A 17,820-nucleotide genomic window follows, 5' to 3' on the forward strand; every position below is an offset into this window, starting at 1 on the left:
CTTGGTGCGGTAACTATAACACAAAAACTACTAATTTGTTTTCCTTATGAGGATGATTTTTCGATTGCTGATATCAGTACTTCGGCTAAGGTTGATAAATCTTCTTCCGTGACTACCAGAGGCGGCACTAATCGTATCACGTTGCCTTGTGTACAATTTGATAGTATCCCCTGATGCATCATCTCTTCTACGACCGTTCGCCCTTCAAAAGAGAGTTCTACGCCGAGCATTAAGCCCTGGCCACGAATATCAACTATTTCGCTAACGCCGTTACTTAACTCATTTATTGTGTGTTTTAGAAAGTCTCCTTTCTCAGCGGCCTGTTCCGTAAGATTTTCATCAATAACGGTATTTAATGCTGCCAGTGAAGCTGCACAAGCCAAAGGATTTCCTCCATAAGTGCTGCCATGATCTCCGTAGCTCATCGTCTCTGCAACATTCTCAGAGCAAACCATTGCCCCAATGGGGAACCCACCGCCCATCGCCTTGGCCAGGCCAATGATATCAGGTTGTACTCCAAAATGTTCAAAGCCAAACATTTTGCCGGTGCGTGCAATACCGGTTTGTACTTCGTCAACAATTAAAAGGGCGTCGTGATGATGGCAAAGCTCCTGAATGAATTTCATAAATTCTTGTGATGCAACATGAAGGCCGCCCGATCCCTGAATGGTTTCAATTACGACCCCTAATGTTTGATTATCAAAATTGTTTTTCAGGGCTTCAACATTATTCATAGGGATTTTCTGAAATCCTCCTAAAAGCGGATCATAGCCCTTGGAGTACTTTTCCATGCCCATGGATATGGTACCCATCGTACGCCCGTGAAACGCATTGCTAACGGTCAAGAGTGGGCCCTGCTTTTTATGTGCCTGTCCGTATTTGCGTGCGGCTTTAAGACATGCCTCCATTGCTTCTCCACCACTATTACAGATAAACCCTTTATCAAGGTTCGAAATATCAGACAGCAACTCAAGCAATTGCGCCTGTGGCTTACTGTAATAGAAGTTTGAAATATGCATGAGCTGTTTAACCTGTTGTTGTACAGCTTTCACCACATTCGGGTGACAATGCCCCAAGCTATTGACCGCAATACCGGCCAGTGCATCAAGATATTTGTTGCCCTCTTCATCCCAAACATAGGCTCCCTTACCTTTTGTTAGCGTAATAGGATAACGATTATAAACGGGCAGATGATGCTGTTCGGTAAGCTGCTGATAATCCATATAATAACTTTTTCGAACTAATCTCGATTAAACTGTAACACTGTATGCCGATTTTCACAATAACGAAATCGGACAATTCTGATCTATAGTAATAAAAATTTCAGGGAACTATGAAAATTAAGCAGCTTGCCCTCGGAATTATTTCAATTTTCTTTATTGTAGGCACTAACTCCCCGTATGCACAGAAAACCGTTAACTCTGACTCTTCAAAGATAACATTCAAGCAAGTGTTACAGCCTAACCGACATCTCATCGGTTTTAATGACAAGGCCTTACCGGGGAAGGCGGGCTGTTGCTGCGGCAGGAAGCCAGAGAAGCAACGATCGTTTCACAGGGTGAAATGCATCTGATGAAGGAGATACCATTGATATTATAGGCGCTTATGAAAGATCTACAGCGTGCTGATGAGGTTGATAATTTGGCGATTGAAGTGAGTCCGCGGCGACTGAGCAGATGACCAAAAAACTTCGTGAAGGTAAAAGGGCCTATGATAATTGTATTCAGCAGTATCCATTTACTGTTTTCTTTTCCAATTTTGCGAATAAGCGCAATCTGTTGCTTCAGGCGGTGAAAGGGAATAAACACGAAGATCCGCTGTGGGGATTAGATGCGGCAGTATTTATTCCTAACGCTACGCCCGCGAAGCCGATATTTACGTTTGCAGAGTGGTATAAGTAAATAACCATTGAACGTACTGTTTTGGGGCCTTGTTGATGCAATAAGTATATCACTGTATCAATACTAATTTAAGACTCGATAAACTATGAAATACAAACGATTAGGGAATACCGGGTTGAAAGTATCTGAGATTTGCCTGGGTACGATGACATTCGGTTCATCTTTCTATAACATTGGTGAAGTTGATCTGGATCTGGCAAAGGATATTGTAAAGACCTCATGGGAGGCCGGTGTCAACTTTTTTGATACCGCCGATGTCTACTCCTTTGGGGAATCGGAACGAATATTGGGTAAGGCAATTAAAGATCTGGGTATCGACCGAAAAAAGGCGGTAATTGCCACTAAGGTGCGTGGACCGATGACCGAAGCTGCTGCCGAGGGTACTGGTGATGTGAACAATACAGGCTTGTCACGAAAGCATATCATGGAGTCTGTTGATGCCAGCCTGGAGCGTTTGGGAACTGACTACATCGATCTCTATCAAATTCATGGAGTCGATAATACGACGCCCATTGAAGAAACATTGTCCGCGCTAAATGATTTAGTTCGCCAAGGTAAGGTTCACTACATCGGATGCTCTAACCTGAGTGTTCGACAACTTGCCAAAGCTTTACAAATTTCAAAGGCTAATGATTGGGCAACCTTTTCTTCGCTCCAAGCATATTACAATGTTGCCGGTCGAGATTTGGAGTATGAACTGCTTCCGCTCAGCAGGGAAGAAGGGCTTGGAGTACTGCCATGGTCTCCGTTGGCCGGAGGGTTTTTAACCGGCAAATACCAGCGCGACAAAGAAGACCCGGCAGGGGCGCGACGCACCGATTTTGACTTCCCGCCCATCGACAAAGAAGAGGCGTATGATGTAGTTGAAGTAATGGATGAAATTGCCGATGAAAGAGGGGCCACAATTCCACAGATTGCACTGGCTTGGTTGCTCCATAGGGAAGGGGTAACATCGGTTATTATCGGAGCTAAGAAAATGTCACAACTCCAAGACAATCTGGGGGCGGCAGAGATAGAATTAACCGGTGAAGAAATTACTCGAATTTCGAAAATTACCGAGCCCTGTGACATCTATCCAAATTGGATGGTAGAACGGATGAATGGAAAACGGGATTTCGACTGAAATAACTAGATCTACAGTTCGAAAAATACTTCCCCATAGCGACAAATTTTAGCGGTCACTTGTACAGTCAGGTGACCGCTTTTCTTATGTTAAAAAAGAACTTGAAAACGAAAAGTGATCATGCCAAAAAGATAAAAAAAGTGGGATATGTAATTATGACATAGAAAAGTTATATCGAGTGGTTTGGTAAGCAAGTATAGATCTATAAATATGGCTCCCAATAATTTACAGTGATTGCTTCCACACGGTTGATATTTGAATTGATATTAGCACAAAATGAGAGACAGAGAATAAGTCAAGTCAGGATATTTGATACATGAAAAGTTGATAATTTATTGCGTACCAATCATTTATAAGTACTAACTATTAAAATGTATTACATTAAACATAGCCGCATTTCGTGCGGGACTTAAATAATTTAGGCGTGGACATGTATAAAATAAGGTCATGAACTGCTTCGATTGCTATCGGATATTATAAGTATATGTAAATCAACAAGTTATGAAGAGTTTTGTTTATTATGAAGGGGAGGTAGTAATCCCGGAATCAGCACCTTAATTATTTAGGCAAGTGAAGTATTTGTATTATTCAGACAATTTATCATTAGTAATTTAAAATACTTAAATACTTGCAATACATATATTTATAATAAACATATAAAAAGAATATAGATAAAAAGAGAGCATTTGGGGTCTTATTTTTAGTAAATCGTCTAGATTTGTAAAAAAGAAAGGCTGCCGATCTTTTTGATCGGCAGCCTTTTTGGATATTAGGAGTAAAGAATTTTCACCAGCAAATTGGCATCGTGAATCGAAAAATTATTTTCTGAAAACTTTTAGTCGACCAACGATAATCCAATGCGTCCGCGCTCCAAATCGAGCGATACAATTTTGAGTTTTAGGATGTCACCAACGGACACTATATTGTGCGGATCATCGACCTTACGATCGGCCATTTTTGAGATGTGTAAAAGCCCATCTTGTTTGACGCCAATATCTACAAAAGCGCCGAAGTCAACAACGTTTCGAACGGTGCCTTCAACATCCTGTCCAACACTTAAATCTTCCATCTTCATAATGTCTTCTCGGAGCACCGGTTTGGGTAGTGATTCCCGCGGGTCTCGACCGGGTTTCTGAAGGTTCTCAATGATTAGTTCCAAAGTTGGAATTCCGACTCCGATTTGGTCGGCAATTTGATCCTTGTTAATGTTCTCAAACTTCTTGGCAATCGCCTCTGTTTGGTCCTGCAAATTTTCGAGATTGATGTCGAAAAGATTGCATAATTTTTCGGTGGCTTCATAGCTTTCCGGGTGAATGGCCGTATTGTCCAATGGGTTGTCAGATTCCGGAATTCGCATAAATCCGGCTGCCTGTTGAAAGCGAAAGTCACCAACCCCCTTAATATTTTTGATTTGCTCGCGATCTGAGAAGACCCCTTTGGTCTCCCGACGTTCTACTATGTTCTTGGCAACACGACTGCTTAGGCCGGAAATATGGGCCAATAACGGTGCGCTTGCCGTATTTAGGTTCACGCCCACCTGGTTTACACAGCTTTCGACCACATCATCCAGCGATTGTGCTAACTGGTTCTGATTTACATCGTGTTGATATAAGCCTACACCTATTGACTTGGGATCGATCTTCACAAGCTCGGCCAGCGGATCCTGTACTCGACGTGCGATGGAGATGTTTCCGCGCTGGGGTGCGTCCAGATTTGGAAACTCTTCGGCAGCTATTTTTGATGCCGAATAAACAGATGCTCCGGCCTCGTTGACAATCATATAGCTGAGTTCTTCATCAGGATGTTTCTCTTTTCGTTTCTGGATGAAATTAGCAATAATTTGTTCGGTTTCTCGACTGGCCGTTCCATTGCCGATAGCAATGAGGTTGACGTCATATTTATCAATTAAGTCGCTGTATACTTCTTCTGCTTCAGCCACTTTATTTTGCGGCGGGGTGGGATAAGTGGTTGTACCTTCCAGATATTTACCCGTTTCATCAACGACAGCAACCTTGCATCCCGACTTATAGGCCGGATCGATGCCCATAACTACTTTGTGATCGAGCGGGGGCTGCATTAATAAATTGGAGAGATTGGTAGCAAAGGTTTCGATGGCGTGCTGATCTGCTTGTTCGGTAAGTTTATTTCGCAGCTCACGTTCCAGTGATGGAAACAATAACCGTTTGTAGGCATCTTCAACGGCATCCTGGATGGGGGGCACAAAGATACACATATCGTTTTTAATGACTACGTCGTCTATATTTTCGAGGGTGATGTCATCCCAGAGCTCAACATTTACAAAGAGTACATTTTCGCGCTCACCGCGATTAATTGCTAAAATTTGATACGGTTTTAGATTCTTGGCTTTTTGAGAAAACTCATAATAATCTTCGAAGTTGGTGCGCTCTTCCACGGCGGGATTTTTCTCAGTCTTGATGACGGCATGCTCCTGGAAAATATCGCGCAGCTTTTCGCGCACGTCGGCTGACTCGTTAATCCATTCGGCGACAATATTGAGGGCACCGGACATTGCGTCTTCGGCAGATTCTACTTGGTTTTCTTCATCCACAAACTTGGAGGCATATTCCATAGGGTCGCCCTTTTCGATCTCCTGTGCCCAGATAAGTTCTGCCAACGGTTCCAGACCTTTTTCTTTGGCCATATCGCCCTTGGTACGGCGTTTGGGCTTATAAGGCAGATAGAGATCCTCAAGCGTATTAAGATCGGTGCAAGATTTAATTTTCTGTTCCAGCTCATCGGTTAGTTTATCTTGCTCGTCGATGGTCTTAAGTATGGTCTTTTTTCGATCTTCGAGCGTACGATGGAACTCCAGCTTGTCCCGCACATTTCGGATCTGCTCTTCATCGAGTCCGCCGGTTGCCTCTTGGCGATACCGAGCCAGAAAGGGTACGGTAGCTCCATCATCCAAAAAATCGGCAACACTTTTAACCTGCTTGGATTTAAGGTCTAGCTCCTGTGCAATACTGTTAAAAATCTGTGAATCGGTCATGTGAGAAAGGTCGAAACTGTTTAAAAATTGAGATTGTTTGAAATTCTGAATTCCAAATTCTGAATTCTATATTTGGACTGCTGAAAATAATCACCCTAAGACTTTAAATACACATGAATTTTGATCTGGATTTAGTCCACGAAGCAGCGAAGGAAATTGCAAAAAAAGGAGGGGAGCATACTCTAAATTATTTCAATAAATCGTATGATATAGAACGTAAATCTGATGATACGCCGGTGACGGTCGCGGACCGGGAGGCCGAATTATTGATGCGGCAGGAGATAAACAATCGGTTTCCTCATCACGGGATAATAGGTGAAGAGCATGGTAACGAGAATGAGGAGAGCCGTGTGCAGTGGATTCTTGATCCTATCGATGGAACCAAATCGTTTATCCACGGGGTGCCGCTTTACACTACACTGATCGGTGTGGTAGTTGATGAGGAGCCAGTGATTGGCATTATCTATTCTCCTGTTCTCGATGAGGTTTGTGATGCTGCCAAAGGTAAAGGGGCACGGTTAAATGGTATTTCTTGCAGCGTACGTTCGTGTAATGATCTGAGCAAAGCTAGTTTTATGAGCACTGATTGTTACACTTCTGCCAACTTTGGTTACGGTCAGGCTTTTGAAACACTGGTTGATAAAACATACATCCACCGCACCTGGGGGGATGCCTACGGACACATGCTCGTGGCAACGGGACGTGCGGATCTGATGTTTGATCCTGTGTTAAGTATCTGGGACGCCGCACCGCTACTCACTGTTCTGCGTGAGGCCGGAGGTGTATTCTGTGATACAAAGGGAAATGAAACCATTGAATCGGGGAATGGGTTTTCCTGCAGCCGAGAACTGTTGCCGGAAGTTTTAGAAGTGTTTGAAAGTATTCAATAAAAAAGGTCGCAATGCAGAACATTGCGACCCAATAACACTTAATCGATTACTAATTACATTTCGAGAACCACGCGGAAACGTGCTTCATTGTTAATCATCCGATCATAAGCCTCATTTGCTTCTTCCAGTGGATAGGTTTCAATAGTCGGCGTGATATCTGTGAGCGCGCTAAAGTCGAGCGTGTCTTCTGAATCTTTAGCCGTACCACTGGGCCAACCGCGAACGGATTTACGTCCCATGATTAATTGAAACGGACTTACCTCAACCGGTTCACCGGTAGCAGCTACAATCATCAGCGTGCCATCGGTACCGAGGCCGTCAATAACAGAAGTAATGGCATCACTGTTAGGAGCTGTAGCGAGTATAACTTTGGCTCCACCAAGTTTTTGTAATTCTTCAGCCGCATCATTGGTTTCGGTATCAATAAAGTGATCGGCGCCTAACCCATAAGCCAATTCTCTCTTGTCGGTGCCACGTGAAAGAGCCACAACTTCGCATCCGAATTTATGAGCATACTGTACGCCCAGGTGGCCAAGTCCGCCAATGCCTTGAATAGCCACCAGATCACCGGGATTAAGATCACTGTTACGAAGCGCATTAAAAGTGGTGATTCCTGCACAAAGCAGGGGAGCGGCGTCGGCGGAATCCAGCGATTCTGGCACGGCAGCGAGCGCATTTTGCGGAGCCGTCATATACTCAGCATAACCACCGTCAAAGCTAAGTCCTGTTATACGGGCATTTTCACAATTGATGAAATCACCCTTTCGACATGCTTCGCATTCGTGGCAATGTCCGCCATGCCAGCCAACACCAACACGTTGACCTTCGCTCCATTCAGAGACGTTACTGCCTACTGATTCAATAGTTCCAATCACTTCGTGTCCCGGTACCCGCGGATATTCAATACCCGGCATGGTTCCGTCCTTAACAAAGGCATCGCTGTGACATATGCCGCACGCTTGCACATTTATTAAAACTTCATCCGACGAGGGAGCGGGAATGTCTTTTTCAACGAGTTTAAAATCTGAACCCGGTTCTGATACTTGCATTGCTTTCATAGAGTTCATAAGAGAATAATTTTGCGTTAAACTTTTTACACATCCGCATAACAGAAATAACTGACTAATCATTTACAGCTGATGGAACAATTTAAAAAAGCTTCACTTAGATTTATCGGAAAGTGTAAGACTCCTTATATTATTGCGTTACACTAATGTGTGACAAAAAATTAGAAGTGACTTTTAAATATTTAACTTGATATTGCTCATGCGTAGAAATTGTATTACTTCTTTTCTTCCTGCTCTTCTTTTGGCTGGTTTTATGATTCTGATGATGGTGACGGTTCCTGATATAAAGGCCCAGTCTTTTGATCATGAAGCTTATCCAAAATTGGATTTTGACTTCCTCAATTTGGAACTCAATTTAGGTGTACAGCCTCAAAACCTGCGTATTGATGGAGAAGCAAAATATAGAGTTAAGGCAAATATTAGTGGAGCTGATACACTGACCCTATATGCCTCTCATTTGGATATCAGCAATGTTTCTGTTGATGGAGAGCCGGCAGACTTTTCTCTCCAAAATGATTCCCTGTTTGTACTTGTGAATGATTCTGCTCAAGTGGGTTCGCAGTATGAAGTAAATATCCGATATTCGGGACGTCCAAAGTTTGGTGTATTACAAAATGGGAATGAAACGATGTGGAGTTCCCAGCTACCACGAGCTCAACGCCACTGGATTCCTATCGTTGATCATCCGCAGGTAACGCTGAAAACGACATTTAATATTTCAGTTCCGTCGGGTGTACAGGTCTGGGCTACGGGAGCAAAAGTCGGCGAAGAGGTGCGTTCGGTGGATGCCATGCGTTATCAGTTTGCATCACAAAAAGAGGTTCCTGCTTCCAGCTTGGCATTTGCAATCGGAGGTTTTAAAAACCAATCTGCCAGTTATGGGGAAAAGAAGATAAATTTGGCTGTAGAAAGACCATTGGTCAATGAAATGGATTCGAAAGCAATACTGCAGAGTGCGCAAGAATATCTGAGGTCCGTAGAGGAAAAGATGCAGCGGCAATACCCTTTTGAACAGATGCAGGTTGTGGTACTGGAAGATCACAACGGAGAGACAAAATCGTGGGGAGCATCAACCATATTTTTATATGAAAATAGAGGAGATTTGCACACGCAGCTGATGCGAGGCATAATCGGCCAGTGGTTTGGAGTGCAGCAGCGTGAGCGGCAGTGGAGCCAGGCCGATGCTATTACACTGAGTCAGACATTATTGTTCCAGGAGTTCATGCCGGACAGCAGTATGTTGAGCAGCAAAGATCAGCCTAAAGATTTTGCGGGATCGATTTACCAAGAGTTTGGACCGGAGCGATGGAATAGTTGGCAAAAGGGAATTTTAAATTGGCAAAATGAATCTATAACCGCATTTATGCGGGACACCCTTAGCGATATGCAAAATGTTGGCGGGGTAATCAGTTGGGAAGACTATGCGAATTTTTGGTACGATCATATTGGTCAACCACTGTTTGACCGTCCGCAATTTTCTTTTGATACCTCGGAAGCATTGTCTCGAACTGATTCGGTTGCCTATAAGGTTTATTACGATTTGAATGAGGAGGATGGAACACTAAAGCTTCGGTTTGAGGCTACAGAGGGTTATTTCGGAGAACTCACAACAATAAAAGCGTACGCCCAATATCCGGGGAACGTTGATACCTCGGAAGTGACATTTACCGGCAAGGAAGATTCCATTTTGTTACAGGTTCAGCCAACGATTAATAATCTTCAATTATCCTATAAAGAGTACCCAACGCTGAAACTCGACGAGTTTAAACCGTCCTCATTTTTGATCGATGATCTTCGGAATGGAGAATCGGTCGAGGAACGTGCAAAAGCTGCCCGTAAACTGGGATATCACAGCGACAATCCGGACCTTCAGCTGGCTATTCAGGATTTTATGAAACGGGATCTTGAGCCCAAAGTGGAGGCGGGACTGCTGTTGTCTATGGCAGATATCACGGAAGGAGCATCGGGTACTGAGCAAGTATTTTTGGATGCACTGAAGAGTGATCATCAGGTTATTCGTGAGGCCGGATTAATGGCGCTGCAAAATTATCCTCAGAATACTACAGTTGTTAATACGGTGCAGGCAGTAGCACAGCGAGCTGATGAATTTCCAATGTTCAAAAAGGCTACGCAAGTATTGACGGCAGTGATGGCTGAGGAATCATTCAGTGGATTTGTAGCGTCTGTAGTTCAGTCGGATACCGTGGGGCGTCGATCTATTTTTGGTATCAAGCAGTTAGCCAATGTAGGACAGATTGAAGATGCCGTAGAACAAGCTAACTTATTTACAGAAAATGAATATTCGTATGATATCCGGAGTGAGGCGCTGAAGATTTTAACTCAACATGACCATGCGGCTTCAAATTGGTTGTCGCGTGCTAAAGAGCTGTTTGAAGAAGCCGATCCGCGTATTCGTTTCCTGGTTGTCCGGGGATTGGAGCAGAATATAAACGATGAAATACGAGCGTTCCTTACGGATTACAGACAGGATGAATATGATGTCCGCGTGCATCGCAGGGTTGAGCAAATGTTAAACTGATAAGACTCAGTTCACAAACACAAATTACCTGTCAGACTGATAAAATCTGACAGGTAATACAAAAGAGGGTGGACATTTATGGATGAAAGCCTTGCACTCGTACGCCATGGATGGTTGTTCCCGTTTTAGGACCCCCGTTATCCTGTACTTCCACTTTCAGAAAGAAGTTCTGATAATCGGTCGTACTTTCGGAGGTTCCGGTTCCCGTTTGGGACCAATAACTTCTGTTTTCGGGCTTTTGATACCAGGTATAGGAATATGAGCCGCTTCCTCCCGAGGCACTTACCTTCCATGTTTCATAAGTACCGGCTTGAATATGGGTGGGGCCCGATATGGTTACGTCCAGCGGGGTATGCATTCCTATGCCCCAGTCAGCGAAGGTATCCTGGATTAGGTCATGATTAGCTCCGTTATATGCAGCAAAGTCAGCCGCTTCCATGGCATCGCGGAACTCCAAAAAGTCGGGTCCGCCTGTTATGCGGTACAGGGCGTCGAACACCAGGAAATCGAGGTCACTGGCACTCATTTTGCCCCGCAGATCCCAGAGGATGGCCGAGAAGAATTCGCCTCCGGTATGGGCTGATGCATCGACATCACCATATTGGTCACGAGGAAGTTGCGAATAATCGGAATAATATGGGTTTGACATATCGCGTTCGGCAAACGGCAACGCATATTCCAGGATCCTGGAGCGATTGGTAAATGACCCGGTAAAATAATCAGGTGTACCTTCGCTGATGGCTCCCTCTTCGTTGCTGCTGGACTGTATACCGCTTTGGATATCATAGATTACAGCATGCCCGTATTCATGATGTACCACCTTGTCTTCTTTAGCAAAAGGATAGGCGTCAGAAAAGTATATATCCTGCGTTGACGAACTGAAACAGGCGTTATTCGGACAGGTGGAATTGTCATGGGCAGTGGCCGTTAATTTATTAAATAAGTTATTGCTGGCATCCAGATCCTCAACAAAATTTCGACGGAAATTATCTACGTGATAATATAGGCTTGCCTCGTCAAAATGTGTGTTTGAGGTACTGTATTGAAAGCTATGGGATGAAGAATATGCCTCGGAAGCGCTGGCATTTTGTACATCAACATAAGTTCCGTCAAGATACCCGTTGCCTAAAAGACCGTAGAAGTCTCTATTGGTTACTGAAGAAAGACCCGGGTGCGTGGGATAGACATTTCCGTCACCCGTCACATCCGTCAGTTGATTCAATTTTTCCAGGATTTCCCCGGAGTTTGCATCGACCATAAAAAACCAATCGGTCAATGGTTCCTCAGAAAATAGGACAAGTTCCCAGGCCAGACGAAACTGCTCATCGGTGGGATAGATGACCAGTTCGGCGCTCGATTGCAGCTTGGTTTCGTTGGACAGATTCAGATCAGACTGGGCGGCATCAACAGCTGACGCTTTGGAGACCGACGGGCTTGTAGAAAGGTTGATGTTGGGATAATATCGGCCGTTGGCCATATCTACGCGGCCGTCGGGGCGCAGGTGCACCTTGTACTCGGCTTCGTACACCGGAACGCCTTTGACGGTCTGGTTGAAGGTAACGTGGCGGATGCCGCGGTGCATTTGGGTTTTCACATGCTGCAGCCGGCTCAGGCTTTTAAAGCCAAACAGGGTGCCGTGATCTGCGAGAAAGTTGCGGGCGGCCTGTTCGGCGTTGCCGGGATACGTTTTTTTGGTGAGTCCCGAAAAGATGGACGCCGGCAGACCGGTGCGTTTATTCCAGCGCACTTGCCATTTCGACCCGTTTTGGTCTTTAAACTGCTGCCAGATCGCCTTGCGGATCGAGTCGGCTTTTGCAGGCGGTGTGCCCGGGGATATTTCTGATGGAATACCGGATATGGTTGTAGTTTGCTTATCATCACTGACATTGCTCATCGGCAAATCGCAGGACGCGAGCACGAACAGAAGCAGCAGATAGGTTAGGTTGAGTCTTTTCATAATGGAACCTCCATATGTTTTGATTATATTGGAGGTGTATGATGCCATCTGTTAAACGGATGACACATATACACCGGCCCCCGCAGGTTATTTTCCGGTCATCTTGCAGGATTCTGGAAATGCCTAGGGGGCTTTTTATTTGTTAGTTATGCTTTATAACAAGCATATTCTTTGATTTTTTAATCGTTATACCAATCATAATTTCTTCCAATTTTGTCCAATGTTATTTTGTGGATAATGTTGACCGAACTGCTTTCGATAGTTATCAATTTGGCCTCAGGTTTGGACTGTTCGGTTTCTCTTCCAAATATAAAGAGCTGGGTTCCATCCTTATTCCAGAGGGGGTTTCCAGCAAATTGAAATCCGGTTTCGATGTTTTGGATCTGTCTGCCAGCAAAATCATATATAAAAATGTCATTCCCTTGAATATTCCATTCAAATGCAATACGATTTCCATCAGGACTCCATTTAGGACGGGTAGCGTTTCCATTTTTGGTAAGCCGCTGCAGGTTACTGCCATCGGCATTGATCCGATATAGATCCTTTCGAAACCGCAGGGAATCGGCCTCCACATAGTCCCGGTTAGAGACAAAGGCAATCCGGCGGCCATTGGGGCTCCAGGCGGGATGGGTCTCGCTGGTGCGGTTGTCGGTGAGTCGGCTGACCGCATTGGTGGCCACATCATAGGTGAACAGCTCGTAGTTGGTCCCCAGCTGGCAGTTGACGCACTGGTGCCAGACGATTTTGGTCCCGTCGGGGCTCCAGCGGGGAGACGAGCCGGGCGTGGGAATATGAGAGTTTTCTCGTTCGTGCAGCGGGCGCATGTTGTTCCCGTTGGCATCCATCACATACAGTGAAAGTCCGTTTGAACTGGCCCGCAAAGAGGTCGAAAACACAATTTGTTGGCCGTCGGGGCTCCAAGAGGGCTCATGAGCTTCGTGACCGTCTTCCAGATGGGTCAGCTGCTGCAGCCCCGAACCATTAGCATTCATACGATAAATTTGAGAGTTGCCATTGGCGTCTTCAGCGGCAAAAACAATCTTGCCGGGAATGTCCGGGCGGTCGTCATCACCGTTGCCCAATAAGTTGCAGGAAGTAAGAATTGCTAAAAAAAATAAAACAGGAAATGTAGTTTTCATAGGTTCCCTTTTGAATATTGTTTACTATTTGTTGTCTCCTAAACACGGGAACCCAAAGCGTAGCACCCTCTCGAATATTTAATAATAAATCTCGCAAAAAAAAAATAGGAATAACAAGAAAACTTTCGATTCCCTACAGTTTAGCTGATAGGGAGCGTCGCAAAACGGTGATCCTTAAATGGTTATCTCAACTTAGCTTACCCCTAACCCTTAGGCCGGCAGGAGGCAGGGAGTGATCTTGGTTTTACGTATATAAACGGGCATAGGTTGAATGTAAACATAGATTTCTCAGCTCGATGAATCGGGATTCGAAATGACGACGGGTTTTACTCAATATACTCACTACTAAATTTACCCCTGTCGAACCCATTTCATGAGTTCTTTCCAACTGGTGCTTTTGCCATAGCTGAGTATTCCCACACTGTATATTTTAGCACTCAGCCACATTGTTCCCATGAAGGTGCCGATCATCAACAGAATGGAGAGCGATATTTGCCAAAAGGGGACATCTGTAATGGCGATACGGGTAATCATCACGATGGGCGTGCAGAAGGGTATCAGTGAGCCAATGACTGAAAGCGTGCCATCGGGATTGTTCATCGTTTGGAACATAATGATATAGGCTACAAAAATCGGAACCATTACAGGAAGCATATACTGTTGAGTGTCTGCTTCTGAATCTACGGCCGAGCCAATAGCTGCAAAAATGGAAGCATAGATCAGGTATCCGAGGATAAAAAAGATGGCAAAGTAGATAATCAGCGAAGTGTCAATGGCGGGAATCGTAAACGCTTCGGGATCAATACCTTGTGGGGCTTGTGCTGCTTGGGGAGTATCGGGCATATTTGACATTTGCTCGGTGAGAAATATCCCGGCTAACGGTCCTGCCGCTGCGGCGAGTCCCAGGAGAGAAGCGACCCAAAAAGTCATTTGAGTGAGCGCTAAAGCCCCTATTCCCGCTAATTTCCCAAAAAGTAATTCGATGGGTTTTACCGATGAGGCAATAACTTCAATAATGCGATTGGTTTTCTCTTCGATGACGCTTCGTGTAATAAGGCCGCCGTATCCAGAAATTGCACCAAAAATAATGGCACCCATGATGAAACCAACTATGGTTAAAAAGCCGGTATCATCTTCGGTTTCTTCGCCGGTTTCGGTGAGTTTTGTTGTTGTCAGGGTAATATCACTTTCATAAATCTTCTGAACATCTTCAGACACGTCTGCCCGGGCAAGCCGCTCATTTCGGATAACTTCGCGCAAATCAGTACGCAGGGTACTTTGCAGTTTGAGTCCGCCACTGCCGCTGGATACAAATTCAGGATCATTTTGTCCTTCAATATGCGTTTCATCAAGAACGATAAACCCATCGATTTCTTCTTGCTGGACTAATGCCTGCAAAGAATCTTTGGTCAGATCGGATAAATTTTTATAGCGATCGGAAGCGATTTCTTGCAGGCGGGGATAAAGCACTTCGGTTTTGTCGGCTATACCGATGGTCTGTTCAGTATCGGAATCCCACAATGATATCCCTATTACAATGCCAAAAAAGGCAACCATCCCCAGTGGAATTAAAACCGTTGCAAGGATGAAGGCTTTAGAACGGATGCGGGTGATGTATTCCCGCTTGAGTACGAGTAAAATCTGACGCAAACTCATGAATTAGCTTAATTCTTTTGGGTTAATATTATCTTCGCCAACGGTAGAGATAAAAATTTCGGTAAGGGAAGGCTCGACGCGCTCAAATTTGTAAATTTCGGCGTGATTCATGGCTTTTTTAAGGATATCCTGCATGGATTGCCCGTTGAGTACCCGAATTTCGGCGTAATTGGCTGATCGATTGTTGATGCGAACATCTTTAAGTTCATCGAGAAAAGCATCATTTCCTTCAAACTCGATATTGATGGTATTCTTTCCGTAACGCTGTTTTATTTCACGCAGGTTTCCGTTTAACACAGCCTTACCATTATTAAAAAGGCATATATCGTCACACATCTGTTCGACTTGTTCCATGCGGTGCGTCGAAAACAAGATCGTATTACCGCTGTCACGCAGTTCGATAACGATCTCCTTAAGCATTTCGCTGTTGATGGGATCCAGACCGCTGAACGGCTCATCAAAAATATAGATATCGGGATCGTGCGCAATGGTAGCGATGAACTGAATTTTCTGCGACATCCCTTTGGAGAGTTCCCCGACCTTTTTGTCGAACCAGGCGGCCGCTTCAAAACGGTCGAGCCAATAGCGAATTTTCTTTTTGGCTTCCTCATGAGAGAGTCCCTTGAGTTGGGCAAGGTAGATCAGCTGTTCCCCCACTTTCATTTTCTTATACAGTCCGCGTTCTTCAGGCATGTAGCCTATCATGCTTTGTGTCTTTGAACTTACGTGATAGCCGTTGATGGTTACTGTACCACTGTCGGCAATAAGGATATGATTAATAATGCGGATAGCAGTTGTTTTACCGGCCCCATTTGGACCGAGTAACCCAAAAATGCGTCCCTTTGGGATTTCAAAACTCACATTGTCAACGGCTCTTGTATTGCCAAAGGACTTTGAAATATTGTTTACTTCAATTACAGCCATATGTGTGATTGATGATTATTTTTTACTGAAAGTATGATAAAGTTTCAGATAAAGAAAGATTTTGATTGAAGCATAAAGTTTTGATTATTTCAACATACTTTAACTGCGGTAAGATATTGCTCTGCAAAGAGTGTTACAGCTTACTTATAATTCTATATTACAATGAAAATATTTCATCTAAGCGCCGAATGTTATCCTGTTGCTAAAGTAGGTGGATTGGCAGATGTGGTTGGGGCGTTGCCGAAGTATCTCAATAAAGAATTGGCCCGTGCTTCAGTAGTAATGCCAAAATATGCCAATGAATGGATAGATAATCATACATTTAAAACAGTGTTGCAGGGCAGTGCACCACTGGGAGATTGGCATTTTGATTTCACGATCGAGCGTGAATCAAAAGATACGCTGGGATTTCCGTTATATGTGGTAGACATTCCCGGTCGGTTCGATCGCCCCGGCGTTTATACCGATGCCGATACAGGTAACAGCTATTGGGATGATTTTGAGCGTTTTGCCAGTTTTCAAATTGCTGTATTGGATTGGTTTAATGGTATGAAGGAAAAACCCGAACTGCTTCATTGCCATGATCACCATACCGGGCTGGTCCCATTTATGCTCACGGAGTGTTATCGTTATGGTGATCTAAAGCAAATACCAACGGTACTCACAGTGCATAATGCGGAATATCACGGCGCGTATGACCGAGGAAAAGCCCATTTATTGCCGAATTTTGATGATCGTAACTTTGGTCTGCTTGATTGGGATGGAAAATTAAACTGTCTTGCAGCAGGACTTAAAACCTGCTGGCAGATAACTACCGTTTCCGAGTCATATATGGAAGAGTTGTCGTATAATAGCAATGGTTTAGAATGGCTGTTTCAAAGTGAGCAGCAGAAATCCCGCGGGATCATCAACGGTATTGACACCAATGTATGGGATCCGGATGATGATCCGATGATTGCCCATTCTTACAATAAGCGCAAAACGGCTGACGGCAAGCGAAAAAACAAGAAGGTACTTTGCGAAGAGTTTGGCCTGGATCCCCAGTATCCGACAATATCATTTATTGGCCGATTGGTTCGCGAAAAGGGAGCCGATCTATTGCCCGATCTTTTCCGTTCATTTTTGGAGTCTGAGCAGTCTGTTAATTTTATTGTTCTGGGCACCGGTGATCGTGAGCTTCATCACCAGTTTGAATCCATGAGTAATCGCTTTATCGGTTATTTTGATGCTACCTTGGATTATAACGAGTCGCTTGCCCATCAGATTTATGCAGGCAGCGACTTTATGATTATGCCTTCGCGGGTGGAACCTTGTGGACTAAATCAAATGTATTGTATGCGCTATGGAACTGTCCCCATCGTACGAAATGTTGGGGGCCTAAAAGATACCGTTATAGATATTAGCAGAGATGACGGTTATGGATTTACCTTCAACGATTTTACTTTCCACGCAGCACATGATGCCGTACAAAGAGCCATAGATTTGTTTAAAGATGGTCGAAAAATGGCGGGTATTCGGAAAAGAATTATGAATTTAGATTTTTCTTGGAATGCCTCGGCTAAAGAATATATTAAAATGTATACCGAGCTGATTGAACAGTAATCAAATTACAGA

General features: G+C 44.3%; 12 protein-coding genes. 5 read left to right on the forward strand and 7 right to left on the reverse strand.

What is annotated here, in order from left to right:
- Window positions 1-44: 44 nt before the first annotated feature.
- Window positions 45-1,223 (reverse strand): aspartate aminotransferase family protein, encoded by a 1,179-nt coding sequence (locus ACT3IB_RS00785; protein WP_491537110.1) that lies wholly within the window; start codon window positions 1,221-1,223, stop codon window positions 45-47.
- A gap of 453 nt (window positions 1,224-1,676) precedes the next feature.
- On the opposite strand from ACT3IB_RS00785, the gene ACT3IB_RS00790 reads away from it, so the two are divergent.
- Window positions 1,677-1,901 carry a hypothetical protein gene (locus ACT3IB_RS00790; RefSeq protein WP_491537111.1) on the forward strand — a complete coding sequence of 75 codons (225 nt, stop codon included), beginning with the start codon at window positions 1,677-1,679 and terminating at the stop codon, window positions 1,899-1,901.
- Window positions 1,902-1,986: 85 nt separating this feature from the next.
- Window positions 1,987-3,024: an aldo/keto reductase gene (locus tag ACT3IB_RS00795; protein ID WP_491537112.1), complete on the forward strand. Its 1,038-nt coding sequence runs from the start codon at window positions 1,987-1,989 to the stop codon at window positions 3,022-3,024.
- 835 nt (window positions 3,025-3,859) lie between these two features.
- Here ACT3IB_RS00795 and ACT3IB_RS00800 read toward each other — a convergent pair.
- Window positions 3,860-6,034, reverse strand: a complete 2,175-nt coding sequence (locus ACT3IB_RS00800) for a Tex family protein (protein ID WP_491537113.1) — start codon at window positions 6,032-6,034, stop codon at window positions 3,860-3,862.
- A 113-nt stretch (window positions 6,035-6,147) separates the two neighbouring features.
- On the opposite strand from ACT3IB_RS00800, the gene ACT3IB_RS00805 reads away from it, so the two are divergent.
- Complete coding sequence (locus ACT3IB_RS00805; protein ID WP_491537114.1) at window positions 6,148-6,924, forward strand: inositol monophosphatase family protein; 777 nt, start codon at window positions 6,148-6,150, stop codon at window positions 6,922-6,924.
- Between the two features lie 53 nt (window positions 6,925-6,977).
- Here ACT3IB_RS00805 and ACT3IB_RS00810 read toward each other — a convergent pair whose 3' ends face one another.
- The gene (locus tag ACT3IB_RS00810) at window positions 6,978-7,982 is read right to left on the reverse strand and encodes an alcohol dehydrogenase (RefSeq protein ID WP_491537671.1); all 1,005 of its coding nucleotides are present in this window, start codon (window positions 7,980-7,982) and stop codon (window positions 6,978-6,980) included.
- A 208-nt stretch (window positions 7,983-8,190) separates the two neighbouring features.
- Between ACT3IB_RS00810 and ACT3IB_RS00815 the strand changes: the two genes are divergently transcribed.
- Window positions 8,191-10,530, forward strand: a complete 2,340-nt coding sequence (locus tag ACT3IB_RS00815; RefSeq protein WP_491537115.1) for a M1 aminopeptidase family protein — start codon at window positions 8,191-8,193, stop codon at window positions 10,528-10,530.
- A gap of 76 nt (window positions 10,531-10,606) precedes the next feature.
- Here ACT3IB_RS00815 and ACT3IB_RS00820 read toward each other — a convergent pair whose 3' ends face one another.
- From ACT3IB_RS00820 to ACT3IB_RS00835, 4 genes are all read right to left on the reverse strand, one after another.
- Window positions 10,607-12,487 (reverse strand): M36 family metallopeptidase, encoded by a 1,881-nt coding sequence (locus ACT3IB_RS00820; RefSeq protein WP_491537116.1) that lies wholly within the window; start codon window positions 12,485-12,487, stop codon window positions 10,607-10,609.
- Between the two features lie 179 nt (window positions 12,488-12,666).
- Window positions 12,667-13,626 carry a TolB family protein gene (locus ACT3IB_RS00825; RefSeq protein ID WP_491537117.1) on the reverse strand — a complete coding sequence of 320 codons (960 nt, stop codon included), beginning with the start codon at window positions 13,624-13,626 and terminating at the stop codon, window positions 12,667-12,669.
- Between the two features lie 351 nt (window positions 13,627-13,977).
- The gene (locus tag ACT3IB_RS00830; RefSeq protein WP_491537118.1) at window positions 13,978-15,282 is read right to left on the reverse strand and encodes an ABC transporter permease; all 1,305 of its coding nucleotides are present in this window, start codon (window positions 15,280-15,282) and stop codon (window positions 13,978-13,980) included.
- Window positions 15,283-15,285: 3 nt separating this feature from the next.
- Entirely contained in the window at window positions 15,286-16,206 is a 921-nt protein-coding gene (locus ACT3IB_RS00835) for an ABC transporter ATP-binding protein (protein ID WP_491537119.1), read from the reverse strand.
- 162 nt (window positions 16,207-16,368) lie between these two features.
- Here ACT3IB_RS00835 and ACT3IB_RS00840 point away from each other — a divergent pair, with 162 nt between their 5' ends.
- Entirely contained in the window at window positions 16,369-17,808 is a 1,440-nt protein-coding gene (locus tag ACT3IB_RS00840) for a glycogen synthase (protein ID WP_491537120.1), read from the forward strand.
- Window positions 17,809-17,820 lie beyond the last annotated feature (12 nt).

The organism is Fodinibius sp. GM21 (assembly GCF_058386955.1).